The sequence below is a fragment of the Adhaeribacter soli genome (assembly GCF_008727925.1).
Classification (GTDB): Bacteria; Bacteroidota; Bacteroidia; order Cytophagales; family Hymenobacteraceae; genus Adhaeribacter_A; species Adhaeribacter_A soli.
Window position 1 is genome coordinate 205814 of record NZ_VTWT01000004.1, and the last position, 25840, is coordinate 231653.

Below are 25840 nucleotides of genomic sequence, written 5' to 3' on the forward strand. Positions count from 1 at the left end.
CATGAAAACGAAGCATTATATATTCGCCCTCGCTTTATTGCTGCTCCTGGTGGGGCTTGGCGGCTGGTGGCAATACAACAAACCGGCGCGGGATCTGAACAACGAAAAAGCCGATTTCAGCATCCCCACCACAGAACTTTACGAGCAATTTACCCAAAACGAAACCACCGCCAATCAGCAGTATTTAGACAAAACTCTTCAGGTGCAGGGTGTCTTAAAAGAAATTAGCCGTGGAGAAGACGGTTCCCTGAACCTGAACCTGGATGCCGGTTCTGAAATGGGCGGCGTAACCTGTGAAGTTCCGGCGGCCAACATTCCCGAAGGCCTTGCTTTGCAGGTGGGGCAACAAGTAAAAGTGAAAGGCCAGTGCACCGGCTACCTGATGGATGTAGTACTGGTAAAATGCGTGCTTGTTCTCTGATTTTTCAATTAAAACCATACCGATTTTTATTCACTCTTTAAATCCGAAAATATGAAACGTTCCTTCCTCACCCTGCTCTTTACTTGTTTTGTAGCCTTGTCGGCGGCATTGGCTCAGGATAAATATTTTACTAAAAACGGCCAGGTTTCTTTTTTCTCCAGCACGCCCATGGAAGATATTGAAGCCCACAACAGCAACGCCACCAGTGTGATCGATGCCAGGACCGGTAAAATGGAATTCGCCGTCCTCATCAAAGCATTCAAATTCAAGAAAGCCTTAATGGAAGAGCATTTCAACGAAAACTACATGGAATCGGGCAAGTTTCCGAAGGCCACCTTTGCCGGCGTCCTTACCAATTTATCGGCCGTAGATTTCAAAAAAGATGGTACTTATAAAGTGAACGTGAAAGGCAACCTGACCATTCATGGCGTTACGAAAGAAGTGGAACTGCCCGCTACCATTACGGTGGCAAGCGGGGCGGTTAAAGCCAACGCGGTTTTTAACGTAGCGCCGGAAGATTACCAGATCGAGATCCCGAAACTGGTGCGCGAGAAAATTGCCAGGCAAATTAAAGTAACTGTGAATATGGATTACCAGGGCCTGAAAAGCTAAGTAAAATGAATACGCCCTTTTTTAAATTCCTTTTTCTAGGCCTGACCTTTTTTTGCTTTTCGAGTACCGTTTTTGCCCAGGACGATCTGCTTTCTTTAATTGAAGACGACAAGCCGCAACGGGAATTTGCGAAAGCCAGTTTTAAAACCACGCGCGTAATCAACAGCCAGTCGCTGGAGAACACGGCCGGCGGCGTACTCGACATGAAAATATCGCACCGCTTCGGTCCGCTGAACGGCGGCGCCTACGAGCTCTTTGGTCTTGATGCGGCTACCATCCGGATCGGTTTGGATTACGGTGTTTCCGATAGGCTCATGATAGGCGTTGGCCGGAGTTCGGTGCAGAAAACCTTCGACGGCTTTCTGAAAATGAAACTGTTGCGCCAAAGCTCCGGCGCTAAAACAATGCCTTTAACCGTTATCTGGTTTTCCGGCACCGCTCTGAACTCTTTGAAATGGCAATATCCGGAGCGGGAGAATTATTTCAGCTCACGCCTGGCCTTTACGCACCAGTTAATCTTTGGAAGGAAATTCAGCGAAGGATTTACCCTGCAGTTTATGCCCACGGTCGTGCACCGCAACCTGGTGGCTACCCCCGATGAAAAGCACGACGTGATGGCTGCCGGGGTGGCCGGCCGGCTTAAATTAACCAAGCGCCTGGCCGTAAATGCTGAATATTATTACGTTTTGCCTGATCAGATCAGTGAACAATTCAAAAACTCCCTGGCTATCGGCTTCGATATTGAAACCGGCGGGCACGTGTTCCAGCTGCACTTTACCAACTCCACTGCCATGGTCGAAAAAGGCTTCATTACCGAAACTACCGGAAGCTGGGAAAAAGGCGATATCCGGTTCGGGTTTAATATTTCCCGGGTATTCACCATCAAACAAAGCAAGGCTGATTAATTCTGAGTTAAGTTGAAGCTCAAGAACCTGACCGGCATGACGGTCAGGTTCTTCTTTTTATGGCGGCTTATGCTTGTTCCGCAAAAGCCAATACATGCCCGTCTGGATCCGCTACGTAACCAACCGTATGGCCCCAATTTCTGAGTTGCACTTCGCTGATCAATTTACCTCCTTTTTCTACTGCCCGGTTACAGGCTTCTTCTGGGTTATCGGTAAAAAGGTAAAGCTCACAACGCGGAATTCCGTTGCCACTTGCAGGGTGGGGAAGGTGTTCCCCAAGGATCTTTGAAATTCCGTTTTCCGGCATCATACCAAGTTTGCAGGATTTGTTCAATTGGAATTCAGTCATGCCGGGTACATCCAGCACCGGCGTTTTTTGCAGCACCTTTGCATAAAAATCGCGGCTTCGGGTTTGGTCGGAAACGTAAAGGATAAATTCTACCATGGTGGTTCGTGGCTGGGTTTTCGGCCCTAAGTTATAGCGATTTTTCGGATGCTTATCTTGTATGTTCAACCTATTCTTCAGGAATAGAATTTATCGTCCGTCCATTTGAAAGGGTTATGTTGAATGTATTCGGCAATCCTATTAAAGGAAATATCATTCCGGATAATGTGGTCATGATACCGGGACTGCCAGGCGAAATCGGGATTTATTTTTCGGGCAGCACAGGTCACGGCAGATTTAAAACCCCGGATAATAGATGGCAGGTTTTTGGATTGGGGCGCAAAGGTATTTTTATTGCCTACCGTAGAGACGCGATGCATCGCGTCTCTACCATTACCACCACCATTCCCATTAACCATAACGGTATTAAATTCATTTTCTCCAATATGGATGATTGCATGAAAATGATTAGGCATAATTACAAATGTATCCAATACCAAATGCATATCCGGACGGATTTGCGGGGTTTTTATCCATTCCTGATTTACCAATTGGCCAATTTCCGACAATTGCATTTCCCCATCCAAAATTTCGCCAAAATAATGTTCCCGGTCTTTGGTGCATATGGTTACAAAATAAGGCGCATTCCAACCATAATCCCAGTTTTGCAACCGGGCCGAAGGGATACGGTATTTATTTTGAAATTTATCAGGCATTTCCCGATAACGTAAGGTACCGTAATGGCGTTGCGTTGATGTGGTGATAGGTGGTGGGGGATTGTAGAGACGCCCAATTTGGGCGTCTCTACGGCATTCCGATTTTCCCGGCATTCCGATTTTCCCGGCATTCCGATTTTCCCGGCATTTCGATTTCACCGGCATTTCGATTTCACCGGCATTTCGCAAAAAAAAATGCCTTCCCGATTTCTCAGGAAGGCATTTAAAAACAATATGCTTTTGGGCGAAAAAACTACGCGATCACACCGGAAATTACGTCTTTCACTTTCTGGGCAGCTTCTTTCAAAGCAACAGCAGAGTAAACTTTCAGGCCAGATTCGTCGATGATGCGGGCGCCTTCTTCGGCGTTGGTTCCCTGCAGACGAACAATGATCGGAACATCGATGTTGCCGATGTTTTTGTAAGCTTCCACCACACCATTTGCAACGCGGTCGCAACGAACGATACCGCCGAAAATGTTGATCAGGATCGCTTTTACGTTCGGATCTTTCAGGATAATGCGGAAACCGGCTTCTACAGTTTTCGCGTTTGCTCCACCTCCTACGTCCAGGAAGTTAGCAGGCTCACCGCCGGAAAGCTTAATGATATCCATGGTAGCCATGGCCAGACCAGCTCCGTTTACCATGCAACCAACGTTTCCGTCCAGTTTTACATAGTTCAGGTTGTGCTCGCCCGCTTCAACTTCCAACGGATCTTCCTCGTTTGTGTCGCGAAGGTCAGCCAGGTCTTTGTGGCGGAATAGGGCGTTATCATCTAAGTCAACTTTAGCATCTACCGCTAAAATTTTATTGTCAGAAGTTTTCAGAACCGGGTTGATCTCGAACATGGAAGAATCGGTGTCTACATACGCTTTGTAAAGCGATGTGATGAATTTCACCATTTCCTTGAAAGCTTCGCCTTCTAAACCAAAGTTAAAAGCAACTTTACGGGCCTGAAAGCCCTGCAGGCCAACAGTCGGGTTAATATATTCTTTGAAGATCTTATCCGGCGTGTGCTCGGCAACTTCTTCAATGTCCATACCGCCTTCGGTAGAATACATGATCACGTTCTGGCCGGTAGCGCGGTCTAATAAAATAGAAACGTAGAATTCTTTCGTTTCTGAAGGTCCCGGATAGTAAACATCCTGGGCTACGAGTACTTTATGTACATTTTTGCCTTCAGGGCCGGTCTGGTGCGTTACCAGGTTCATGCCAATGATCTGCTCGGAAAGTTCCTTTACCTGCTCCAGGTTTTTAGCCAGCTTCACGCCGCCGCCTTTGCCGCGGCCACCTGCGTGGATCTGCGCTTTAATTACGTGCCAGCCGGTGCCGGTTTCTTCGGTTAAACGTTTGGCAGCTTCTACGGCCTGTTCCGGCGTTTCAGCCACAATGCCTTCCTGAATCCGAACGCCATAGCGTTTCAGAATCTCTTTTCCCTGATATTCGTGTATGTTCATGAGTACAGATTAATGGTCGCACGAAAGTAAGGTTTTCCTTTTTTATTTTCAAACCTGCCGCCTTAATTCTGCAAAAGTAAACGCTTTACCTCACCCCAGCCCGCTCCTAAAAACAGGAGAGGGAGCTTTCCGGATCAGGATTTTCAGGATTTTTGGATTTTCAGGACCATACACGTTTTTATTACTCTTTCTTCGGGCGGTTGTAAAGAAATCCGGTTTGCTCATTTTCTACTTTGCCGGTTTTGCGTTCGTGTTTAATGCCGGCATCTTCACCGAATGGGTGGCCGCCGAAGCCGTGCCGCATCATGGCAATGGCTTTGTCGGCTATATGTTTGGTTTCGCGGGAGGCAAAAAGCTGCATTACCGACTGGCTGATTACGGGCACCGGAATTTCCATGCGCAAGGCATCAGCCACGAGCCAGTTTACTTCGCCGGTATCTTCGATGTAGGATGGTACTTTTTCGAAGCCTTGCTTTTCGGTATAAATTTTATCCATTAATTCTATAAGCCAGGACCTGATTACCGAGCCGTGGTTCCAGACCTTTAAGATCGTACTAACATCTAAATCATCACGGTAAGCGGAAAGCAATGCCATGCCTTCGCCGATGGCCTGCAACATGCCGAACTCAATGCCATTGTGCACTAGTTTTACGAAATGCCCTGAACCCGATGCGCCGGTATGCAGGTAGCCGTTTTCTACGGCCAGCTCCTTTAAAATGGGGCCGACAATTTTTATCGCCTCCGGATCGCCGCCGGCCATGAAACAAGCGCCGTTGCGGGCGCCTGCTACGCCGCCGCTGGTGCCGCAATCTATTAGGTGAATGCCTTTAGCTTTTAATTTTTCCGCCCTCCGGATGGAATCGCCCCAGTACGAATTGCCGCCATCTACCAGGATATCGCCGGGAGAAACCAGAACTGATAATTGGTCGAGTAATTGGTCTACGGCGCTGCCGGCAGGGATATATAGGAAAATGATTCGGGGCGAAGGCAGTTTTTGCACCAGTTCCGGTAGCGTTTTTTCCACTTGAACGCCTGCCTGTTGCAGTTCCGGGTTTAGTTTTTGGCTGTAGCCTGCCACGGCATACCCTTTTTCAAGGGCCTGCAACGCTAAATTGCCTCCCATTTTGCCGAGTCCGATAATACCAATAGTTGTTTTTGCCATTTTCGTTCTTTCAAATTTTCCTGATTATTACGCGGGCCGGGGCGCCATCCGAACCTTTAATTTTTAAGGGAAGGCAGACCATTTCATAATTTCCGGGTTCGGTTTTATGTAGGTCCAAGCCTTCTATGATGCATATTCCGGCGCCTAAAAGTAATTGGTGAACTTCCGTACCGTTCACTTCGCCGGCAATGGAAAGGTAATCGATGCCGATGCAAATCACGCCGCACTCCTTTAAGTACAGGGCGGCATCCGTGGCCAGGTACACGTAATCCTGCTGAAAGGGCGCCATGGACCAGGGCTTGTCGGAGTTGCGGGTGCGGAAAAGTACGCGGTCGCCGGCAGAAATGGTCAGGTCTTTGATTTCGTTTAAGGCAATTTGTTTTTCATCCTTAATATGGAAAACCTTGGTTGGGCCTGTTAGTATCTCAAGTGGAATTTGAGTGATGTCTTTCCCGTTGGCGATAAAGTGCAGCGGGGCATCGAGGTGAGTGGCCGTGTGCGCGCTAAAGTGCAGACTGGTTACGTTGGCCTCGTCGCCGTGGGCTATGCTGGAAGTTTGTTTTACGCTTACCGGAATATCGCCCGGCCAATGCACCATGCCGTTCTCGATGGTGGTAGTTATGTCGATCCAATGCTGCATGCTGTATTTTTTATCGGAATGAGTTCTGGATTTTAATGGAGTAAATCTGATAGCCGGCTTGCTTTAGTTTTGAAGCGTTGCGGTTAGCCCGTACTTTTTGGGCGGAAAATCTTATCGTTTCAGGTACTTTCTTTTTGCCATTGTACCACTACTTTAATTTCATCAGGGTCGTGCCGGTGCAAAGCGATTTGAAATTCGGGGTAGGGAATGCGGGACGTGATAAGCTGGTTTATGGCTTCGGGCCATTTCCGGTAACTTTGCAACAGCATTTCCACCGCTATTTCGTAGTGCTGATAACTGGCATTCACGCTACCGAGCAGGATCTGGTTTTTGAGCACCAGTTGTTTCATCAGGTCGCCGGTAATATTTGCTACGGGGCGTTCTTCGGCGGGAATGCCGGTAGCTACGTAAATGCCGTTAATGCCTAAGGCGTCGAGTAACTGGAGCTGGAGTTCGGCAATGCCGGCAGCTTCAAAAATGAAATCGATCTGGCCGAAGTGTTTGTCTAGCTTCTGGGTTTGGGTTTCTTTCCCGTTCACGTAAGCGCCGCCAATCTGCTTTAATAGTTGCGGCCTTAGCGAATCTTCCGGTACAATATCGAGGCCAATTACTTCGGCTCCTTTCAGGCGTAAAACGACAGCGGCCAGCAAACCAATGGCACCGATGCCGGCTACCAAAGCCTTTTTGCCCTGCAGCCATTTTTCCTGATCCATGATGTCTTTTAAGCGGGCTTTCTGCAGACATAAAGCTTCGTCTATGGCTTTGGCAGCTACGCTCATGGGTTCGGTTAAAACGCCGAGGTGCCTGATCTCTTCGGGTACTTTTACCAGGTATGCTTCCTTGTCAACCACAAATTCGGCCTGATACCCGTCGGCGCCCTTTATGCCTCTTTCGGTGTAATGTCCGGTGTAGCACATATCGCTTCGGCCGTTAAGGCAGGCCGCGCACTGGTTACAGCCGCGCCGCACCATAAAAACGCCGAAATCGCCGGGTTTTACTTTTTTTACCTTTTTGCCTACCGCTTCCACCTGCCCGAACATTTCATGACCGATGATCAATTCCTGTTTGCCTTTGGGCGCTAAGGCCCGGCCACCGGAAATTTCTTCGCGATCGGTACCGCAAATACCTACTTCCCAGACTTTTATTTTTACTTCGTCGTCGGCGGAAATTTGTGGTTCGGTTCTGTCTTCGAGGCAAACGGTGGTGGTGCCGGGCACCAGGGCAATTGCTTTCATAAGTAGCGGCTAAAAGGTTTCTATAATGTAAATCGGCTTAAGGCCACTCCGTTTTTTGTAAATCTGGCTGAAGCCATGGGCAATTCAAATGATTCGAATACTAACTAACCTTACGCAACCAGGCTGAAAGTCCCCCTCCAAAGGGGGGCAAAAAAAACAATCATAAACAGAGCAAATTCAGTTAAACCTTGTGCTCATATTCATAATCAATAATTCACGTCTTTGTTGCGGCTGTCGTTTAATTGCTGGTTCAGGTTCAGGGCGGCGCTTATTAAACCCAGGTGGGTAAATGCCTGGGGAAAATTGCCTAAATGTTCGCCTTCAAAGCCCAGTTGTTCGGAGTAAAGCCCCAGGTGGTTAGCGTAGCCCAGCATTTTTTCAAAATAAAGCCGTGCCTTGGCCAGCTGCCCCGATTTCGATAAACATTCTACGTACCAGAACGAGCACATGGAGAAAGTGCCTTCCCGGCTTAGAAAACCGTCCGGTGCGGCTTTGTTGTGGCGGTAGCGGTAAACCAGCGAATCGGAAACGAGTTCGTCTTCAATTCTTTTTAAAGTAGAAAGCCAGCGCGGATCTTTGGGGCTGATAAACCGGATGAGGGGCATTAAAAGGGCGGAAGCATCTACCGTATCGGAGCCGGGAAACTGCATAAAAGCCTGCTTTTCTTCGCTCCAGAAATCGGTAAAAATACTGTTGAAAATCTTGTCGCGTTCGGTGTGCCAGTTCGGGTTTAAAGGGAAGGAACGTGTTTCGCTGATCTTAATGGCCCGGTCTAGCGCCACCCAGCACAAAAGCCGCGAATACAGGAAATGCTGTTTGCCGCCGCGCACTTCCCAGATACCTTCGTCGGGCTGGTTCCAGTTTTGGCTTAGCCACTCGATCTGGCTTTCGAGGTCTTTCCAGAAATCGTAGGAAATGGGTTCGCCGTATTTGTTGTAAAGGTAAACCGCATCCAGAAGTTCGCCATAAATATCGAGCTGCAGCTGGCTGTAAGCGTCGTTGCCGATGCGCACCGGGGCCGACTTTTTATAGCCTTCCAGATTCTCCAGAATGGTTTCTTTCAGCTGCCTTTTCCCGTTTATGGAATACATAATGCCCAGGCGGTTCTGGCCTTTAATATCGAAGCAGGATTTTTCTACCCAGTTCATAAACGCGCCGGCTTCTTTGGTATAGCCTAACCGGATAAACGCATAAATAGTAAAAGAAGCATCGCGGATCCAGGTGTAGCGGTAATCGAAGTTGCGTTTGCCGTTAATGCTTTCGGGCAGGCTGAAGGTGGGCGCGGCTATAATAGAACCGTATTTATAGGAAGTTAAAAGTTTTAGCACCAGCGCCGAACGGTTTACGGTTTCCATCCAACGGCCCCGGTAAGTAGATTGGGCGATCCAGTTTTTCCAATAGTTTACCGTATCGAAAAGGCTCTGGGTAATAAAGGCTTTAAAATCCCGGGCTTCGTGGTTTTCTTTTTCGATGTGTTCCAGCAGAAAGTCGGCGGTCTGGTTTGGGGTTAATGTAAAGTGGGCGAACACATCGCCGTTCTCGATCCGGAGCGGTACGGAACTGAGCAGGCGGAGGCGGGTTTTATCTTCGCCGGTGCTGGTAAAAATTACCTCCGTATCGCTTATGGCCTCAAGCTGATGGCTGCTTCTGCCGTAGTTGAAGCGGGGCAGGCAGCGCATTTGGTAAGTTACTTCGCCGCGGATGGTGGTAACCCGCCGGATCAGTTCTTTCCCGGAATAAAGCTCTTCCACGGGCATGAAATCGGTTATTTCCCCTACGCCGTCGGCCGAAAGGAAACGGGTAAGAAGCACGTTGGTATCGGGCAGGTAAAGCTGTTTGGTTTTCATTTCCAGAAACTCCGGCCGGATCTCAAAACGGCCACCCTTGTCGGCATCTAAAAGAGCGGCAAAAATGCTGGGAGAATCGAAATCGGGAAAGCACATAAAGTCGATGGAGCCGTTCAGGCCGACCAGGGCAATGGTGTTCAGGTCGCCGATGATTCCGTAATTTTCGATTGGCTGGTACCGGTGCTTTTTGTAAACTTCCTTCATACCATACCAAACCATTTTAACTGTTCCGGGTTTTGAGCTTTTTTATTTTAAGCACCTAGGCTTTGCGGTTGGGCCTCCGAAGGGAAGCTACGTATAGGACACAGAATTAAAACAGGTATTTGCAAGGTTAAAAAGGGTAAGAAAACGCAAAACTTTAGCTTTTGCCGTTTTCCCGACGTTAGGAGAAACGAAGTTCGGCGTAGTCAAATCTCCGGAATAAGGAAGTAAGGCCAGAATAAAAGGTATTACCAACTTGATGAGATCTCTCCTGACGTCGAGATGACGCTATAATTATTTTATGTATTAATCGTAATCGAAGGGATGAGGGTAAGAAGCATAGAATTGAGTAGAATTTCTAAACCAGTAGGTACTTTTTTAGTAAGTTTGCTACCGTTATGTCCGAAATCCTGCTTCAAGCCACCAACATCCATAAAAAATACGGTACCCTGCCGGTATTAAAAGGGATTGACCTCAGCATTGCCAAAGGCGAAGTAGTTTCTATTGTAGGGGCTTCGGGGGCGGGGAAAAGTACTCTGCTGCATATTTTAGGCACCCTGGATATTGCCGACCAGGGCGAGGTACACTTTTCCGGACAGGAACTTACCAAAATGAAGAACGGCGACCTGGCCCGGTTCCGGAACAAAAACATCGGCTTTATCTTCCAGTTTCACAATTTGCTGCCGGAATTTACGGCGCTGGAAAATGCCTGCTTGCCAAGTTTCCTGGCCGGTAAGCCGGAGAAAGAAGTGAAAGCCCGGGCAACCGAATTACTGGAGATGCTGCACTTAGGGCACCGGCTCGAGCATAAACCTTCCGAAATGTCCGGCGGTGAACAGCAGCGCACTGCCGTGGCCCGCGCTTTAATTAATTCCCCGGAAATTATTTTTGCAGATGAACCCAGCGGCAACCTCGATTCCCGGAATGCCAACGAACTGCACGAAATTTTCTTCCGCCTTCGCAACGAACTGAACCAGACCTTTGTAGTGGTAACCCACAACGACGAACTCGCCAACATGGCCGACCGCAAACTGGTTATGAAAGACGGGCATATCGTACTTTAAGCCGGGCTTTTAAAATTAGCAGAACCATAGGATCATAATTCTTCTGAGATTTATGCTTTCTGGCTTTGGTTTCCTTCCGCTGAAAACCCCCTTTTAACTTTTTTCCGGTATTTCTTAAGCCGTGTCCATTGGGTTCTGTAATGCTTATATTAGAAACCAAACACCAGGACAAAAGGTAATTTAAACTTCCACTATTGTCCTTCCGGAAGAATCGTGTAAGCTGAAGGTATTGAGATCACAAATTTCTTCCGAACGACATTATTGCAGGAGCATTTTTACACAAATATAATTTTTCCAACAACTTATCCTACCCATCTTAATTGGTTAAAATAACATTGAATGTTAATTGTAAGCCAAGCCAATAATCTTCTATTATTCAGGCCGTTTAAATAAATTTAAAAATATTTTAAAATACTTTATAAATAATTGATAATCAGTGTGTTTAATTCTATTTAAAACTGTCATGTTTTGCACCTTTTAGCAGGCCATTCTGTTAAGAAATAGACAAACAAAAGAAGTAAAATGAATCAGGAAATGAACGAAAATAAGATGGTTAAAAAGGCGAAGGTAGAAAGCTATGACATTTCCCGTTCGGATGAAACCATGCACCTGGCCATTGACCTGGCCAAGTTTATCAAAGAAAACAAATTATACCAAAACATTCAGGGCAAGGAGTTTGTGAACGTGGAAGGCTGGCAGTATGCCGGTTCCCGTTTAGGTATTTTCCCGGTAGTAGACCATGTGGTAAACGTGAGTACCGACGCTGAAATGAAGTACGAAGCCAAAGTAAGCCTGGTGAACGTACGAACCAATCAGACGGTAGGGGCTGGTTTTGCGATCTGCTCGAACAAAGAGAACGGTAAAAAATATTACCAGGAATTTGCGATCGCATCCATGGCCCAGACCCGCGCCATTGGTAAAGCTTACCGGAATATTCTGGCCTGGATCATCCGGGCCGCCGGTTACGAGCCGACCCCGGTAGAAGAAATGGATTATACCACTCAGCCGGAAGTGAAAACGGTACAGAAACCTGTAGCAAAAGCCGATAAACCGGCCAAGGCAGCGGCTTCTGCTCCTGAAACTCCGGCCGCAGCAGTTACCATGACCGCAAGCCCGGCCGCTCCGGCAGAAGCAGCCGCAGCAACAACTACTGCAGCGCCGATCACGGAAGGAGAAGCTCCTAACGTGAAATACGCTACCGCCAAGCAGAAAGAAGAAATTATCCGCCTGCTGAATAACGTGGTGATTACGCGTCAGGAGAAAACCAAAATGCTGCTCAACATCAACAAACTGGATGAAGAAAGAGCCGCGCAGTCCATTCAGAAATTACGTAAAGTAATTGAAGAGCGTGAAGACCAAGCCAAAGCTGCTTAAGCTTCTTTTAAATCCTGCCTCAGAGCCTGCTTCCTGCAAAGGGGGCAGGCTTTTTTTTTTGAAAACGATTTTCTGGATTTTGCTGATTTAATCCGAATGCTGGCAACAGGAGTAATTGTCAAAATCAGGATTTTCAGGATTCAAGGATTTTCAGGACAATTGCCTGAACTATGATTTTTTTGATTTATGATTTCCGTGATGAGGTCTGGCGTAATCAATTTGTAGGGACAGGTCGCGACCTGTCCGCACGTTATCCGATCAATTCGGTATCTTATCTGAATCAGAATTTACAGAATTATAGAATTTCCAGAATTTTCCTTCACATGTACGAGCATGGCTTGACCTGTCCCACGCATATAGCCAGCGCAGCGCCCCCGAAAACCACGTTAGCGGATAAAAACTAAACTAAAAAGAAAAGCCAAATCGAAGGAGAACTGACACCAGTTTCTAAGGAGAAAGACTTTGGATTAACCGGTGCCGAGGAACGAGGCAGCCCGGTAGGGCAGGTGAATCCACGGCTTTCGAGTTAGAAACGAAGCCTTTAGGTCTACCCCGAAGCATTTCGGGGCTTGAGGGGGAAAGCTCAATTGGAAGTTGAAAATTATGAATATAGAGTTAAAGCCATTTAAAAGCGGAAAAATAAAATTACATCTTCACTTAATCAACTTTCAATACCGATGTAATACTTTTGAAAATACCTGCAGCAACTATAAACAAGTTAAAAACCGTATCTTTAAAGCCGCAAAAATCACAAAAAAACCTTGCCCGATATTCACCAAATACTAAAGCAATACTGGAACTACGATCAATTCCGGCCGCTGCAGGAAGACATAATCAATTCTGCTTTGGCCGGAAACGATACGTTAGCGCTGCTGCCAACGGGTGGCGGGAAATCCATTTGCTTTCAGGTACCAGCTATGGCTAAGGAAGGGCTTTGCTTGGTAATTTCGCCGCTGATTGCCTTAATGAAAGACCAGGTCATGCAGTTGCAGCGCCGGGGCATTTCGGCCATTGCCATTCACGCGGGCATGAACCGGCAGGAAATCGACATTGCACTGGATAATTGTGCGTATGGCGGTGTGAAATTTTTGTACCTGTCGCCGGAGCGTTTGCAGACCGAAATTTTCCGGGAACGGGTAAAGAAAATGAATGTCTGTTTGCTTGCGGTAGATGAAGCGCATTGCATTTCCCAATGGGGTTACGATTTCCGTCCGCCGTATTTACAGATCGCCGAATTAAGGGAATTGCTGCCGGATGTGCCGGTACTGGCGCTTACCGCTACCGCTACCGAAACCGTTAAAAAAGACATTCAGGAGAAACTGGCTTTTAAGAAGCAGAATGTTTTTCAGAACAGCTTTGCCCGCACCAATTTATCTTATTCCGCCCAACCGGCCGAAGACAAACTGAACCGCCTGGTAGAAGTGCTGAAAAGCGTGCCGGGTACTTCAATTGTGTACGTGCGCAGCCGCCGGAAAACGGTAGAAATTGCCAAAGAACTCCTCCGCAAGGGTTTCAGTGCGGCGGCTTACCACGCCGGGCTTACTTTTGAACAACGCAACCAGATCCAGGCGGCCTGGATCGAGAACCGGGTGCAGGTAATGGTAGCCACCAACGCTTTCGGGATGGGAATCGATAAGCCTGACGTGCGGTTAGTGGTGCACATCGATCTGCCGGATAACCTGGAAGCTTATTACCAGGAGGCCGGTCGGGCTGGTCGGGACGGGAAATATGCTTTTGCAGTGGTTTTGTTTAGCCCGAACGACTTGCCGGAACTACGGGAAAAAGTAGAGGAGGCGCACCCGCCGGCCGAAGCCTTGCGCAAAACCTACCAGGCCTTGGCCAATTATTACCAGATCGCGGTAGGTAGCGGGGAATTCCAGACCTACGATTTTAAGCTCGACGAACTGGTAAAGACCTACAAACTGAATCCGCTGGAAACGCACCACAGTTTAAAACAGCTCGAAACCGAAGGCTTTCTTCAACTTAACGACGCGTATTTCTCGCCCTCTAAAGTTTACGTTCCGGCTGGAAAAGAAGAGCTTTACAAATTCCAGGTTGCTAACCGCGAGCACGACCCTTTCCTTAAATTGCTGCTCCGGATGCACGGCGGCGAACTCTTCAGTAACTTCGTGAAGATCTCGGAACGGAGCCTGGCGCAGAAATTAAATGCCCCCGAACCGCAGATCCGGAAAGCGCTGGAATTTCTGCATAGGTCAGGCGTAATTGTATACGAACCGCAGCGCGATGCCCCGCAGGTAATTTTTTCTACTCCGCGATTCGATGCCGCCAGCCTGCCGTTGAACCTGAAAAAACTGAAGGCTTTCCGGAAACTGGCACTGGAAAAAGCCGAAAGCGTGATCAGTTATATTCAGACGGATGACCGCTGCCGTACCCAAATGTTGCTCGAATATTTCGGGGAGCTGTACGATAAAAGCTGCCGGGTATGCGATTATTGCCTGAAGGTCAGAAAACAAGAAAAACAGCTGGACGAAAGAATTCAGTTCGAAAAGCAGGTGCTGGAAATGCTGCACCAGGAAGAAGTGTCGCCGAAAATCCTGCTGTCGCGGTTTACCTCTACCCAGAAAGAAACCTTAACCCAACTGCTCCGGGAAATGCTGGACCTGGGCAAACTGAAGTACAAGGAAAACGGCAACCTGACGATCGCTTAGTTTCTAGCTTCGCCTTTAACAATGCCCGGTACATGCGTTTTATTCTTTACTTTGCGGCGGTTAAGCCAACCTGCAAGGTAGGCCTTGCCTCAAATTCGCAAACCTATGTCTTTTAAATATTCCCGGGTACTTTGCCTGCTAATTGCAGCTTCGCTTCTGTTCTTAACCTGGCCGGTAGCTGCCCAAAGCAAGCTGTTCTCCGGGTTTAAAAATAAAAGCAAGGTAAAGGCCATTCCAACGTTCAAACCGGAACAACTTCGCGCCGATTTTGCCATATTTCACAAAGCGCTGCAGGAAGCGCACCCGGGTTTGTACCGCTACACCTCTAAACCGACTTTTAAAACCAGATTCGATAGCGTTTACTTCTCTTTAAGCCGGCCACACACCGAACAGGATTTTTACAAAAGCCTGAAATACCTGGTTACCAATATCCGTTGCGCGAATACCATTTTAAAAACCGCGAATCGCACCGAACCCGAATTTCCTTACCACACTGACCAGCTTTTTCCCGTTCAGCTTTATTTCAACAATGGCAAAGCCTACGCGCTGAATTCCTTTACCGATTCTGCTGCCGTACCCGCCAACGCCGAAATTGTAGCCATAAACGGCCGGAAAATGAATTACCAGGTTTCTGACCTAATGCCCTACGTTTCTTTTGCCGACGGACAGGTAACCAGTTCAAAATACCGGGAACTGGGCGACAATTTCAGCGGCTATATTGCCACCTTCGGCGAAGCAAAACCGGTCTACGAGATCACTTTCCGTACCGGCGACAACTTCAGGACCGTAAGGGCAAACGCAGCTAAGTTGGAACAGGTAAGAAAAGTAAAACTCAAAGACGAAGCTTTTAAAAAACTACCGGCCTGGTCGCTGGAATTTCAGGATAAAAAGATCGCTGTATTGACTTTGGCAACTTTCCAACCGGATAAAAGCTTACCCGATTTCGAAGAATTCCTGGAAACCGCCTTCGCTAAAATCAAGAACAGCGAAGTGAAAACCCTGATCATCGACCTTCGGGATAATAAGGAGGGAAATGACAAATACGGCGCGCTGCTGTATGCTTATTTGACTGATAAACCTTTCCGCTTTTACCGCCAGATCAATACCAATACCAACCGTCGTTTCACGTTTCTGAAATATGGCCACGTGCCGCTGAACTTTTTCTTTTACCGTCGGCTGCTTAAAATGAATCCGGACAGCACGTTTCGCTATACCTACCACAGTAACCTGAAGGAACAAAAGCCGCAACTCAATGCTTTCGCCGGCAACCTGTATATCCTCCAGAGCGGCAGAACATTTGGCAGCGCCGCCGAATTTGCAGCTGTTGCTCATTCCCGGAAAAGAGCAACCATAATCGGTCAGGAAACGGCCGGCGCTTACCGCGGAAGCAACGGCGGAAAATACGTGCAGGTAAAACTGCCCAACAGCAAATTCGAACTTTCTATTCCCTTGTGGGCAATTTCCCTGGACGTAGACGAAAAGCAAAACTTAAACCGTGGTGTACTGCCCCAATACCCGGCTTCGCCAACCTCCGAACAAATCCTTTCCGGTTATGACCGTGAAATAGAATTTACGCTTGAACTGATCCGGAGGAAAAACGAAGTGTTGGAAAACAAAGTAGGGGAGTAGAAACGGTATCCCTCATACTAAAAAAGCCCGACCGTTTCCGGCAGGGCTCTCAAAGACGCTATACGTAGTCGGTAAAAAAGTCCTCCCCTGTTTTTAGGGGAGGGTTGGGTGGGGTTAAACCGTTTCCATTTCCAGCGCATGTACGCCCGGCAGCACTTTGCCTTCCATGTATTCCAGCAGCGCGCCGCCGCCGGTAGATACGTAAGAAACCTGCTCTCCGTAACCAAACAGGTTCACCGCTGCTGCCGAATCGCCGCCGCCGATCAGCGAGAAAGCGCCGGCGCGGGTGGCATCTACCACCGCATCGGCTACGGCTTTGGTGCCTAAAGAGAAGTTCGACATTTCAAATACGCCCATTGGTCCGTTCCAGAGAATGGTTTTTGAGTTGCGAATCACGGTTTCGAAGCTTTCGCGGGCTTCCGGTCCAATGTCCAGGCCCATCCAGTTGGTATGGATATGCATGTTATCCTGTAGTTCTATATTCGCATCGTTGCTAAAGGCATCGGCAACCACAGAATCTTGAGGCAATAATAAGTTTACGCCTTTGTCTTTAGCTTTCTGTATCAATTCCAACGCTAAATCCAGTTTATCGGCTTCTACTAAAGAGTTACCAATAGTGCCGCCCATCGCTTTAAAGAAAGTATAAGCCATGCCGCCGCCAATGATCAGGTTATCTACCTTATCAAGCAAACGCTCGATGATCATGATCTTGTCCGAAATTTTCGCGCCGCCCATGATGGCCGTGTAAGGGCGCTCCACGTTGTCAAGCACTTTGCGGGCATTGTCCAGCTCGGCCTGCATTACGTAGCCGCAAACGCGGTCGTTCGGGAAGAAACGAGCAATTACAGCAGTAGAGGCGTGTTCGCGGTGCGCTGTACCGAAAGCATCGTTCACGTACACATCGCCCAGGCGGCTCAGTTTCTGCGCAAATTCGAGGTCGCCTTTCTCTTCTTCTTTGTAGAAACGAAGGTTTTCCAGCAGCAGGATCTGGCCGGGCTGCAGTTCCTGGGCCATGTGCAGGGCTTTTTCGCTCATGCAGTCATCGGCAAATATTACGTCGGTATTAAAGGTTTGCGATAACCGGTGCACCAGGTGCTTCAGCGAGTATTTTTCCTCCGGTCCGTTTTTCGGCCGGCCCAGGTGCGACATCAGGATAACCGCGCCGCCATCGGCCAGGATCTTCTGAATGGTAGGCACGGCGGCCCGGATGCGGGTATCGTCGGTAATGTTGTAATCTTTGTCGAGCGGAACGTTAAAATCTACCCGAACAAGCGCCTTTTTGCCGGCAAAATTATACTGGTCTACAGTTTTCATAAAGTTCTATTTTGAGGATGAAGCAGGGCGCAATTGCTGTACCCTGAAACAAAGGTATCAGATTTTGGAAAATTTGCCTGCCACTTTCCTTTCAAATTTAAGAAAAGCAGGATAAAAGCCTGAAATATAATTCATTGAGCCGGATTTAATCCAGGTTCGGGTTTATGAAAAACAATTAAAACCGGATATGCTGTACTATTCGGGGAAACTTTGGAATTATTGAAAATTAATGGCTTACTTTGTCAGGTAAATTTTGCCGACTTGTTTTGCCCATGATCTACCAGGAGTTCCCGTTTTTAAAAATTGAAGTAGAAGAAAAGAACGCAACCATCATCATGACCTGGAAGGGTACCTTTACTTCGGCGCAATACCGGGAAGCCACCAAAGCCTGTGTAGCCGCGGTAAAGCAGTTCAAACTGAAGAACTGGCTGGCCGATACCCGCCACATAGACGAAATAAAACCCGAGGACCAGGACTGGACCAACGAAAATGTGCTCTTCCCGATCTCCGATGCCGGAATGGAGAAAGTAGCCATTGTAATTCCGGAAAGCGTTTATAATCATTTGGCTATCAGCGCGATTATGGTGAAAGGAAAAAGCCAGTTCAAATTCGATTCCCGTTATTTTGTTTACAAGGAGGAAGCGCTGGAATGGTTCCGCAAACCCAGAAGTTAAGGTTCGTGTAAACTCCTGATCTCAGTTATTTTGCCTGAATTTTAAGTCTTTACCAATTACTTAAGCAATGCTTTCGCCGGAATTTCGTTCTGATATACAGTGGCGGCTGCAATTAAAGGCAGATTTTTAAATCGATTCTCAAACCTGTTCCCGCTCGTAAACCCTGAGCAACTAAATGATACTCTATCAAAGCAGCCTTATAACCCTAGATTACGATCCTGCAACCGATATTCTTTCCGTAAACTGGCCCGATGTGCAGGAATTGTACATCCCCGCTGTAAAAAAGGAAGTGAATGTTTTAGTGGAAACCATTAAGCATTACGACGTTAAAAAACTCCTGATCGACACCTCCAGGGCAGCGGTTGACGTAGACGAAGAAGCCTACCAGAACTTTCTGGTTTCTTTTGCCCGGGAACTGATGAAGACCCGGCTCATCAAACTTGCCCGCATCGGAACAAAGGACCAAAACCGGGAACAGTTGGTAAACCAAACCCGGGATGTAACCCAAATTACCCAAACCATAGCCGTTCAGGTTTTCAATACTAAAAGCGAAGCCCAGGCCTGGCTGCAGATCTGATTGGTAGAAACCAAATTTCCTTTTCCTTTCAGCCTAAACTATAAACCTAAAACGGCAATAGTGCTTTTTGATCTAAACAGGAGAACATAAATAGGATACATAATAATAGCCATTCCCATTCTATCATTCAGGAAGTCACTGATCCCGAATACTTTCAGGGAATCTTGTGGATTCTGTGCCTGGAAGCCATAATTACTTACAGAATTATAATCGTAGTAGCTAAAATTAAAATTGTTTCGCTACTGATTAGTAAAAGGAAAGCAACTGCCTTTATCTGACTTTAAGTATTTCGAAAAGGATAGCATTTAGTGGCTTAAAAGTCAGGATAGATTTAAGTCGGTTAGATAACGCGGGAAAATCAGATGAAGTCCCTTCCTTCATTCAAATAAAAACAGTATAAGTTGGAAATAAAAAATGCTGGCCCCGGCTTTTCGCGAAAGGTTAGGGTAGGGGCTGGAACCTATTTTTTTGTAACTTTGCACCAACTGTACCCATTATGAGAATAGGAATAATATTTGGCGGGCCATCACGCGAACGGGAAATTTCGTTTGCCGGCGGCCGTACCGTTTTCGATAATTTAGATAAAACCCTTTTCGACGCTGTTCCCATTTTCGTGGATAGCCTCGGAAACTTCATCCTGCTGGACTGGCACTTTATTTACAAAGGCACCATCCGCGATTTTTACCCGCCGGTAGAATCTGTGCCTTTTTCCATGCACCACCTTCAGATCTACATCGAATCGCTGGGCGAGCTGGAAAAAGAAGAACAGGATGCCATTATTGCCAAAGTAGGCCGCAAGATCCAACCGCATAAATTCCGGGAACACTTCGATTTTGCGTTCCTTGCTTTGCACGGCCCCTACGGCGAAGACGGTAACATTCAGGGCTTGCTCGAGTGGTACCGCATTCCGTATTCCGGCTCTGGCATTCTGGCTTCGGCCATCGGCATCGACAAAATTGTGCAGAAGCAGTTCATGCAGAACAACCGGTTTGCTTCGCCGAGCTACAGTGTCATTTCCGCCGAAGCCTGGGCTAAGGTAGCCGATCGTCCGGCCATGTTCGAGCAACTGACTTATGAACTGGGTTTGCCGCTGGTTATAAAAGCGCCGCACCAGGGTTCTTCTATCGGGGTTTCGGTTTTGAAAGATCCGGATTTCGAAGCTTTTGAAACGGCTGTGAATAAAAGTTTCTTCACCAAAACCATTACCCACCAGCAATGGCAGGGCCTTACCCACAACGGTAAAATTAACCTGGTAAAACAGCTTACCGATATCCGCGAAGGCATTGGCCTGCCGGTTATCGCCGACGAAGAAACTACCATCTACCACCCGGAAGAACTGCTTAAGCACCTGCAATCGGTTTTCACCCTTACCGGTACCGAAGTAGTAACGCTTACCAACGTAGCAACCGAACCGGCCGTGCTGGTAGAAGCTTTTATCAGGGGCCGGGAGTTTTCGTGTATTGTAGTGCAGGATGGTACCGGCAAAGCCATTGCCCTGCCGCCAACCGAAATTATAAAAGGCAACGAAGTTTTCGATTACCGTTCCAAATATCTGCCCGGCCTGAGCCGCAAAGTTACCCCGATCGATCTGCCGGAAGTAGAGATCCAGAAGATCCGGCAGGAGTGCGTGCGTTTGTTCGAAGCCTTCGGGTTTAACGTATATGCGCGCCTCGATGGTTTTTATGCCGAAGACGGTACCATTTTCCTGAACGATCCGAACACGACTTCCGGCATGCTGCCTTCGTCGTTCTTCTTCCACCAGGCTGCCGAGATCGGCCTGAACCCGTCGCAATTCCTGACCTACATTATCCGCACGTCCATGGCCGAACGGATCAAGTCGGGCAAGAACGTAATGGCGTTGGCTTCGCAACTGGAAATGCTGGACCGCGCCATTGCGAACAAGCGGACCGCGAAAGAAGAGAAAATGAAGGTGGGTGTAATTATGGGTGGTTATTCTTCGGAGCGCCATATTTCCGTGGAAAGCGGCCGCAATATTTACGAAAAACTGGCTTCTTCCGCCAAATACGAACCCATTCCGATCTTCCTGACCGGCTCTTCCGACGATTACCGCCTGTACGAAATTCCGGTAAACATCATGCTGAAAGACAATGCCGATGATATCCGGGAAAAGATCCTGTATTATGAGAACGGCGGCCTGGCGCATCCGGTCCTGGAAAAGATCCGTACCGAAGCCGAAAGCATAACCGCTACGTTTGCCGGTAACGTGCTTCAGAATCCGCAGCAGATCTCGTTCAGCCAACTGGCCAACCTGGTAGATGCGGTGTTCATTGCGCTGCACGGCCGTCCGGGCGAGGATGGGGCGCTGCAAAGCAAACTCGAAACGTTCGGCATTCCTTATAACGGTTCCGGCATTGCTTCTTCCCAGATCACGATCAATAAATACGAAACCAACGAAATTCTCCGGAAGCACGGCTTTAAAGTAGCGCAGCACGCGCTGGTTTCCAAAGCCGACTGGCAGAAAAACGCTACCGAATTCTATCAGAAAGTCGAAAACCAGTTCCGTTATCCGTTCATTGCCAAGCCTTCCGACGACGGTTGCTCTTCGGCGGTGAAAAAAATCAAAAACCGCGATGAACTGGAAGCCTTCACGAATCTGATCTTCCGGGAACAGGAAGAATTGCTGGCCGACCACGCCCGTACCCTTTCCCTGAACTACAAGGAAGAATTCCCGCTGAAAGAAGTGTACCTGATCGAGAACCTGATCTCCGCCGAAGGTGCCAAACACTTCCTGGAAATTACCGGCGGCTTATTGACCAAATTCTTGCCCGATGGAAAGGTTTCTTACGAAATATTCGAGGCCTCGGAAGCGTTAGCGGTGGGTGAGGTGCTTTCCCTGGAAGAGAAATTCCTGGCCGGCGAAGGGCAGAACATTACCCCGGCCCGTTACGATACCGACCCGGAGAAGCGCCAGGAAATTTCCGATAAAGTGAAAGCCGACCTGCTGAAAGTGGCCCAGATCCTGAACATTGAAGGTTACGCCCGCATCGATGCCTTTGTACGGATATTGGAAAACGAGGAAGTGGAAACGATCATCATCGAGGTAAATTCCCTGCCCGGCATGACCCCGGCCACCTGTATTTTCCACCAGACTGCGATCAACGGCTACAAGCCCTACGATTTCATCGACCGGATCCTGCAATACGGTATGGAAAGAAACCAGAAAAGAGCCCGGGTACATTAATTTTGTTGTTGGTTGCTGGTTATTGGTTGTTGGGAAGTATGAATTTGATCTTCAGAATTCTAAATCAACGCAAATAACTAACAACCAGCAACGAACAACGAACAACCAAATATGAGTTTTTTTAAAGCAAATTCGGCAGCCGATGTGCTGAAGCACGTGGTAATTATTTTAGTAGTAGCCTTTATGCTGCTGGGCTTTTTCTTTTTTGTGTACCTGCCCACCACCACCAACCACGGCGAAACCATTTCGGTACCTAAAATTACCGGCATGACCCTGCCCGAACTGGAAGATTACCTCGACGAGCAGAACCTGCGCTTTTACGTTTCCGATTCCAGCTACAACCCCGGCATTAAGCCCTACGTGATCCTGACCCAGGACCCGGCGCCGGGCGCGAAAGTAAAAGAGAACCGGAAAATTTATATCAGCGTAAACATGAAGAATCCGCCGATCATCAAAATGCCGAAGCTGATCGACGGTTCCCTGAAAAACGCCCAGATGATCCTGAAAAGCTACGACCTGATGGTGGGTGAAATTAAATACGTGCCGGATCTGGCTCAGAATGCGGTTTTAAAGCAATTGGTTAAAGGCAAGGAAATTAAACCCGGCGATCCGGTAGCCAAAGGTTCTACGGTAGACCTGGTAGTGGGCGACGGTGAAGGCAACACCGAATTTGAATTACCAAACGTAGTGGGCATGCCGGTAGACGAAGCCAGTGTATTACTTGTGGGCCAGGGCCTGCAGATCGGCAGCATCAATTACGTGCAGATGGCCGGAAAACCCCAGGGAGCTGTTGTAAGGCAACGGCCGGAGGCCGGTAACGGCGTTAAGATCCGTGTGGGGCAGTTGGTAGATATCTGGGTAAACGGTCAGGAACCGGTAGAAGGACTGGAATAGTATAAAATAAATTCAAAGTTCCGGACGTTGTAGGCTTATCGCTTTTACTTCTATGTTATACCTTCGGGGGTGGCGCAGGATGAAGGTTTGAACTCCAGAAATTTATCCGGAACACCTTTAGCAAATGGAAGTTGCCGCGGTTTGGCAGCAGGAGAAAACGGTAGGTTTCTGGTAAAAAAATAACGCTTGCATTAATAGGCCTATGAAAAAAACGTTTTTACTGCTTTGCCTTAGCCTGGCCGGTTTCGGTGGTTTTGCCCAAACTTCCCGGACGCTTTCGCTACCCTTCTTCGACGATTTTGCAAAATTTAATAACCGTCTCGATACCACTTTGTGGGAAGACGGTAGCAGCGTTTATGTGAATAATCAGTTCAGCCGGAATCCGGTTTCGAAGAACATAGCCACCTTTAACAGTTTTTCTGCCGCCGGTAACCTTTCCACGGTAAGCAGCACCCAGAAAACCGGCGTAGATACCTTAACTTCCCGGCCAATTAATTTATCCGGGTTCTCCGCTTCAGATTCCGTTTATCTGAGCTTTTATCTGCAGCTGGGCGGTATTGGTTTAGTGCCTGGTACTTCTTCGTATTTTCAAGTCGAATTCCTGAATAATCTTGGCGTCTGGCAAAGCGCTTCTGCCCGGATTTTCCGCGGTTCTCAATCAGCAGATCAGTTTACGCAATACTTTATTCCAATAACCGACGCGAAGTTCTTCCATAATAACTTCCAGTTCCGGTTCCGGAGCTACGGCGAATCTAGACCCCGCTTCGATACCTGGAACCTGGATTATGTGTACCTGAATGCCAAGCGCCAGAAAAACGAAAGAAGGGTAGATATTACCACCAGCCGCCCGATAACTTCTTTGCTTCAGCGCTACACGGCCATGCCCATTCATCAGTTCCAGGCCAATATAGCCGGTGAACTGAACGATTCGGTTTATACCACGCTGAATAACCTGGAAGACCAGCAACGGAATATTACGAGCACGACTACGGTGCAGATCGGAAACGGAACCCCTGCAACCATTGCGGTAAATCCTATCGCTATTGCGGCTTTTGCCCGGCAATACCGGGAATTCCCAAATAGCCCCAACCAGAGCATTTTTGCCAATCTTTCGGGTCCTCAAGACGTAAAGACCACTGTTACTGTAGATACCCAGGAGCCAACCGATTCTCCAACCCTTTACAACGATACCATTTCCGGCGTAACCCCGCTTCGCGATTATTATGCTTACGACGATGGCTCGCCGGAAACCGTGATCAATATTCCGCGCACCAACCCGGGATCCCTTTTTCAGATGGGCCAGAAGTATTTCCTGAACCAAAACGACCAGGTAAAGAAACTTTCCTTTTACGTGCCGAAAGGCAACAATACGCCAGGCACAATAGTCACTTTCCGGATCTGGAACGCCAAACCCAGCGGGGAACCCGACGGAAACAGTATTTTCTCCCAAACCTATACCGTTCCGCCATTAGCTCAACTCGATACCTGGGTAGATATTCCGGTCAATCCGCCGGTAACCGTATCTGGTAGTTTTTTTGCCGGCTGGACCATTCCCTCCGGAAGCGCGACCTTTTCTACCGGCTTCGACCTGAACCACAATGCCCCGCGCTATTTTAATGCCACCAATACTTGGTTGCCTGAAAACAACGGCGCCGTTATGGTGCGGGTTTACATGGGCAACCACGTTACCGGAATTGAAGAAAGTAATTTTGCCGCGAAAAAGCTATTACTATACCCGAACCCGGCCACCTCCAGCGTTACCATTCAGGGCGAATTCGACGAGGTAAAACTCCTCACGATTACCGGTCAGCAGGTGCTGGCGAAAAACGGAACGGGAGCGGAAACCCAGGTGGACGTAAGCAAACTTACGCCGGGCATTTATCTGGTGCAAATCCGCAAAAAAGACCAGGTACAAACCCAGAAACTCATTATTCAACCTAATTAATTGATGAACGACATAACTGTTACCGAACTGAAAGAGCGCCTGGCCAAAGGCGAAAAGCCCCTGATTGTTGACGTGCGCGAAGACTGGGAATACCAGGAACAAAATATCGGCGGCCTGCACATTCCACTGGGAAGCCTTCCGGATAAGCTCGATGAACTGGAAGACCACAAGAACGACGAAATAATTGTGCATTGCCGTTCCGGCGCCCGTTCTGCCTCAGCCAAAGCATTTTTACAGCAACAAGGCTTTACCAACGTCCGGAATTTAGTAGGCGGAATTTTAGCTTACAACGGTTAACCGCAATTGTTGAAAGTAAACCAAAAGAGCAGCCCGCAAGCTGCTCTTTTTTTATTTCTTAAGACTAAATCCCAAGTTTGTGGCAGATGAGTTTAAACAGGAAGCTCTTTAGCGTTTAAAAGCACGTCATTTCAAGCTTGTTAATGTTGATGTTTCATATTGGCCGTCAGTTTAAGATACTTTATTGCGTCATTCTGAGCTTGTCGAAGAAACTTATACATGCTTCTATGACAAAGCGAGCGTAGCAAGATTTGTCTTACTGTTTCATTTTGGTTATGCGGCTCCATAAGCTCCTTCGGCTAGCGCTCCCCGAACTGCTTTGGGACAGGCGGGATGAAGCATTAAAGGCGAATAAGGCGATAATTTCCGGGGAGTGCTTTCTTTATTGTACTTGAAACAGTTCGCATTCAGCCTGTGAAGTGATTGAAGCCATTTCAAATACCCAGAGCTGCTTTTGAAATTGCTTTCGGCTAATAAATTTCTCTGTAGCGTAGGGTTTAAACCCTACGCTACAGAGAAATTTGATTTATGAAATAACTTCTTGTCAGTATTTTCAGACTCCTGAATAGTTTACATTTTTACACTGAAAACGCTATCCTTTTAGCTTAAAAAGTCGCCACT

21 protein-coding genes are annotated in these 25840 nt (G+C 47.8%); 13 read left to right on the top strand and 8 right to left on the bottom strand.

Annotated features, from left to right (window positions below):
- Window position 1: 1 nt before the first annotated feature.
- The 3 genes from F0P94_RS09025 to F0P94_RS09035 are packed head-to-tail and all read left to right on the top strand — an operon-like array spanning window position 2 to window position 1938.
- Window positions 2–421: an OB-fold protein gene (locus F0P94_RS09025; protein WP_150903557.1), complete on the top strand. Its 420-nt coding sequence runs from the start codon at window positions 2–4 to the stop codon at window positions 419–421.
- A 51-nt stretch (window positions 422–472) separates the two neighbouring features.
- Window positions 473–1033 (top strand): YceI family protein, encoded by a 561-nt coding sequence (locus F0P94_RS09030; RefSeq protein ID WP_150903558.1) that lies wholly within the window; start codon window positions 473–475, stop codon window positions 1031–1033.
- Window positions 1034–1038: 5 nt separating this feature from the next.
- A complete protein-coding gene (locus F0P94_RS09035; RefSeq protein WP_150903559.1) occupies window positions 1039–1938 on the top strand; it encodes a DUF5777 family beta-barrel protein in 900 nt (299 codons plus the stop codon).
- 67 nt (window positions 1939–2005) lie between these two features.
- Here the strand turns inward: F0P94_RS09035 and F0P94_RS09040 are convergent, their stop codons facing one another.
- From F0P94_RS09040 to F0P94_RS09070, 7 genes are all read right to left on the bottom strand, one after another.
- On the bottom strand, window positions 2006–2383 hold the full coding sequence (locus tag F0P94_RS09040) for a VOC family protein (RefSeq protein WP_150903560.1): 378 nt from the start codon (window positions 2381–2383) through the stop codon (window positions 2006–2008).
- A 77-nt stretch (window positions 2384–2460) separates the two neighbouring features.
- On the bottom strand, window positions 2461–3228 hold the full coding sequence (locus tag F0P94_RS09045) for a transposase (RefSeq protein ID WP_225307171.1): 768 nt from the start codon (window positions 3226–3228) through the stop codon (window positions 2461–2463).
- 64 nt (window positions 3229–3292) lie between these two features.
- The gene (gene sucC / locus F0P94_RS09050; protein ID WP_150903561.1) at window positions 3293–4495 is read right to left on the bottom strand and encodes an ADP-forming succinate--CoA ligase subunit beta; all 1203 of its coding nucleotides are present in this window, start codon (window positions 4493–4495) and stop codon (window positions 3293–3295) included.
- Window positions 4496–4676: 181 nt separating this feature from the next.
- Window positions 4677–5657: a phosphogluconate dehydrogenase (NAD(+)-dependent, decarboxylating) gene (gnd, locus tag F0P94_RS09055; protein ID WP_150903562.1), complete on the bottom strand. Its 981-nt coding sequence runs from the start codon at window positions 5655–5657 to the stop codon at window positions 4677–4679.
- 10 nt (window positions 5658–5667) lie between these two features.
- Entirely contained in the window at window positions 5668–6297 is a 630-nt protein-coding gene (locus tag F0P94_RS09060) for a cyclase family protein (RefSeq protein ID WP_150903563.1), read from the bottom strand.
- A gap of 119 nt (window positions 6298–6416) precedes the next feature.
- Entirely contained in the window at window positions 6417–7532 is a 1116-nt protein-coding gene (locus tag F0P94_RS09065) for a glucose 1-dehydrogenase (RefSeq protein ID WP_150903564.1), read from the bottom strand.
- A gap of 206 nt (window positions 7533–7738) precedes the next feature.
- A complete protein-coding gene (locus tag F0P94_RS09070) occupies window positions 7739–9583 on the bottom strand; it encodes a glycoside hydrolase family 15 protein (protein ID WP_225307172.1) in 1845 nt (614 codons plus the stop codon).
- Between the two features lie 395 nt (window positions 9584–9978).
- On the opposite strand from F0P94_RS09070, the gene F0P94_RS09075 reads away from it, so the two are divergent.
- From F0P94_RS09075 to F0P94_RS09090, 4 genes are all read left to right on the top strand, one after another.
- Window positions 9979–10644, top strand: a complete 666-nt coding sequence (locus F0P94_RS09075) for an ABC transporter ATP-binding protein (protein ID WP_150903566.1) — start codon at window positions 9979–9981, stop codon at window positions 10642–10644.
- 534 nt (window positions 10645–11178) lie between these two features.
- Window positions 11179–12018, top strand: a complete 840-nt coding sequence (locus F0P94_RS09080) for a hypothetical protein (protein ID WP_225307173.1) — start codon at window positions 11179–11181, stop codon at window positions 12016–12018.
- Window positions 12019–12779: 761 nt separating this feature from the next.
- Window positions 12780–14687, top strand: a complete 1908-nt coding sequence (locus F0P94_RS09085) for a RecQ family ATP-dependent DNA helicase (protein ID WP_150903568.1) — start codon at window positions 12780–12782, stop codon at window positions 14685–14687.
- A 105-nt stretch (window positions 14688–14792) separates the two neighbouring features.
- A complete protein-coding gene (locus F0P94_RS09090; protein ID WP_150903569.1) occupies window positions 14793–16316 on the top strand; it encodes a S41 family peptidase in 1524 nt (507 codons plus the stop codon).
- Window positions 16317–16430: 114 nt separating this feature from the next.
- Here the strand turns inward: F0P94_RS09090 and F0P94_RS09095 are convergent, their stop codons facing one another.
- Window positions 16431–17630, bottom strand: coding sequence for a phosphoglycerate kinase (locus F0P94_RS09095; protein ID WP_150903570.1), 1200 nt, complete (start codon window positions 17628–17630; stop codon window positions 16431–16433).
- Window positions 17631–17902: 272 nt separating this feature from the next.
- Here F0P94_RS09095 and F0P94_RS09100 point away from each other — a divergent pair, with 272 nt between their 5' ends.
- The 6 genes from F0P94_RS09100 to F0P94_RS09125 all read left to right on the top strand — a co-directional run bounded on the left by F0P94_RS09100 (window position 17903) and on the right by F0P94_RS09125 (window position 25219).
- Window positions 17903–18304 (top strand): STAS/SEC14 domain-containing protein, encoded by a 402-nt coding sequence (locus F0P94_RS09100; RefSeq protein WP_191906984.1) that lies wholly within the window; start codon window positions 17903–17905, stop codon window positions 18302–18304.
- Window positions 18305–18479: 175 nt separating this feature from the next.
- Window positions 18480–18881: a hypothetical protein gene (locus F0P94_RS09105; protein WP_150903572.1), complete on the top strand. Its 402-nt coding sequence runs from the start codon at window positions 18480–18482 to the stop codon at window positions 18879–18881.
- 496 nt (window positions 18882–19377) lie between these two features.
- Window positions 19378–22083: a D-alanine--D-alanine ligase family protein gene (locus F0P94_RS09110; protein WP_191906985.1), complete on the top strand. Its 2706-nt coding sequence runs from the start codon at window positions 19378–19380 to the stop codon at window positions 22081–22083.
- A 111-nt stretch (window positions 22084–22194) separates the two neighbouring features.
- Window positions 22195–22977 (top strand): PASTA domain-containing protein, encoded by a 783-nt coding sequence (locus F0P94_RS09115; RefSeq protein WP_150903574.1) that lies wholly within the window; start codon window positions 22195–22197, stop codon window positions 22975–22977.
- 202 nt (window positions 22978–23179) lie between these two features.
- Complete coding sequence (locus F0P94_RS09120) at window positions 23180–24922, top strand: T9SS type A sorting domain-containing protein (RefSeq protein ID WP_150903575.1); 1743 nt, start codon at window positions 23180–23182, stop codon at window positions 24920–24922.
- Window positions 24923–24925: 3 nt separating this feature from the next.
- A complete protein-coding gene (locus F0P94_RS09125; protein WP_150903576.1) occupies window positions 24926–25219 on the top strand; it encodes a rhodanese-like domain-containing protein in 294 nt (97 codons plus the stop codon).
- Window positions 25220–25840 lie beyond the last annotated feature (621 nt).